The following is a 2,419-nucleotide window of genomic DNA, read 5'->3' as shown; positions in this document are numbered from 1 at the left end:
ATTCCGTAGGCCATTGTGCTGCCACAAATCATAACGGCCAAACCTGTCGTCAAGAACCCTAGCCCCGCGCTGACGACCGTACTGGCGGCCAGCAACCAGACCGATCTCCGCACCTGAGGCAGCCGGGCCAGCCGAATGACGCTCAGCAGCGGAAGCACCGTCACGATCAACGGAACGATAAAAGTGAAAAGCGTGAGGAATATACCGAAGGTTGTTCTGGCAAGTTGGTAGTTGAGCATTTGGAAAATGTTTTACATAAAAACCTGCAATCGATTTTCTCAACGAATTATCCCCCCACCTGGTATTTGTCAAGAAACTCCCGGAATGCCTTCCGGTAGCTTTCGCTGATGGGCAGAAAAACCTCTCCAATTTGCACCTTATCACGGTCGATGGCCTCGATTGCGTCGTAGGCCACGATGTAGGAGTTGTGAATCCGAATGAAGCGGTTTTCTGGTAGTTCCGTTTCCAACGCCTTCATGGTTTGTAGCGTGACGATCTTTTTGTCTTTGGTGCAGATACCTACGTAGTCCTTTAAGCCTTCAATGTACAGGATATCGCCCATCATAATCTTGACTAGTTTGGTGCCATCCTTTACGAACAGGTAGGGGCGGGGCGTTAGCTTGTCGTCGGCGGTCGATGGTGAGGTAGTTGGCGTGACGGTATTTTCCTGCAGCCGATTCGTGACTTTCTCCACCGATTTCAAGAAACGCTCAAACGTGATGGGTTTGAGCAGATAATCGGCTACGTCGAGTTCGTAGCCTTCGAGGGCGTATTCCGAGTAGGCTGTAGTGAGCACCACCAGCGGCTTTTTTCGCAAGACTTTCAGGAGCGTCAGACCCGTGATCTCCGGCATGTTAATATCCAGGAAGAGAATATCCACAGCTTTTTCCTGCAATACCTCGATGGCTACCAGCGGACTGGCGCACGACTGCAGCAGGTTCAAATACGGTACTTTAGCCACGTACTGCTCCATTAGCTTGCGGGCCAGCGGCTCATCATCCACGATCAGGCAGGTGTAGGTCATGTTAGTTGTAAGGTCAGTTGCACGGCGTAAGCGTCAGGCTCATCCCGAATTTGCAATTGGTGGCGATCGGGGTAGCTGAGTTCCAGACGGCGGCGCAGGTTACTGAGGCCGATCCCGGACTTCTCATCTTCTTTTTCTGTCGCTGGCAATCGGCTGTTGACCACCGAATAAACACAACGATTCTCCAGCAGTGTGATCTCCACTTTCACCCAGGAACCTTCGGCGTTGGTACTGACGCCGTGTTTAAACGCATTTTCCAGAAATGTAATGAAAAGAAATGGTTCGATCTGCACACCTTGTGTGCTGCCGGTTACCGCAAATGTGATCGGTACCTTGTCGTCGAGACGGAGTTCTTCGAGACTAATGTAGTTTCCCATGTACTCGATTTCCTTGCTGAGGGGTACTTTCGGATGATTGGATTCGTAGATCATATACCGCATCATCTGCGAGAGTTTGTCGATCACTTCGGTCGTTTTGGGCGACTGCGTGAAGGCCAGGTAGTAAAGGTTGTTGAGCGTGTTGAACAGAAAATGCGGGTTGATCTGGGCTTTCAGGAATCGCAGTTCCGCGGTCAGTTTTTCGTTCTCGATCTCCTTTTTCCGGGCTTCCAGTTGGAACCAGTCCTCGGCAAAGCGCAGCATCCCAATAAAAACGACGATGAAAACTACACTCAGCGAATGTTGAACGATGAAGCGGTTTTTGTACATAAAGTTGGCTCGGGCCACATCGCTCCCCCCATAAATGAGCTGCTTGCTGTACAAATGAAGTAGGATGGCCAGAACCAGAGCCGGAAGAAATTCCAGCAGATAGCGGGGGGTGCTTTTATGTTTCAAAAACCGGGGCAGGAAATAAAAATAGTTAAGGTAGGCGATCCCGGCCATAATTAGGACATGCAAAGTGGCATCCAGAAAGGCCCGGGAAAGTACCACCTCCTGCCCCCGCCGCCCGTAGGTGATTTGGTAAAAAAAGAAGGAGAAGTAAACCGCCCAAAAAGAAAGGTGCAGCAGAAATATGCGATTACGCTGATTGAGATTTTGCATTTATGAAATCTTTGATTGTCATAAAGTACCGGGTTTTGGGAGAATATCCCGGCCCCAAAGACGGATTTTTCGACGGTTCGCCCGTTTCGTCCGATGGGTCCGGCAATTGACTCCATAACCGGGCCTGACGGGTGTTTGTCAGGTTTTTGGGGCAATTGGTCGAGTTGTTTGGCCTGTGGGTCTATTACCTGAAATGGTCATGATTATTCCGTCTTCATTTGTGCAGGAATTAGAAAGAACAACCTCTGCCCAATCAACCAATAAATACGATGACCATGAAAAAGCTACTCCAATTTACTTTGATCTTCACGCTCGGCCTGTCGGTGGCCGTAGCGCAAGGCCCTCCCGGCGGCGG

At 50.2% G+C, this 2,419-nt stretch carries 3 protein-coding genes; all 3 read right to left on the bottom strand.

All coding sequences use genetic code 11. From position 1 onward, the window contains the following. On the bottom strand, positions 1–239 hold a 239-nt coding region (locus ACEW8P_RS19980; RefSeq protein ID WP_373514838.1), incomplete at its 3' end, for a hypothetical protein. A 47-nt stretch (positions 240–286) separates the two neighbouring features. Then, entirely contained in the window at positions 287–1,024 is a 738-nt protein-coding gene (locus tag ACEW8P_RS19975; RefSeq protein WP_373514837.1) for a LytR/AlgR family response regulator transcription factor, read from the bottom strand. Continuing rightward, the gene (locus ACEW8P_RS19970; protein ID WP_373514836.1) at positions 1,021–2,064 is read right to left on the bottom strand and encodes a sensor histidine kinase; all 1,044 of its coding nucleotides are present in this window, start codon (positions 2,062–2,064) and stop codon (positions 1,021–1,023) included. Before ACEW8P_RS19970 ends, ACEW8P_RS19975 begins: the two co-directional genes overlap by 4 nt. Positions 2,065–2,419 lie beyond the last annotated feature (355 nt).

This window comes from Persicitalea sp. (assembly GCF_041751555.1).
In the GTDB taxonomy this organism is placed as follows: Bacteria; Bacteroidota; Bacteroidia; order Cytophagales; family Spirosomataceae; genus Persicitalea.
This window is presented reverse-complemented; position numbering and strand designations above follow the sequence as displayed.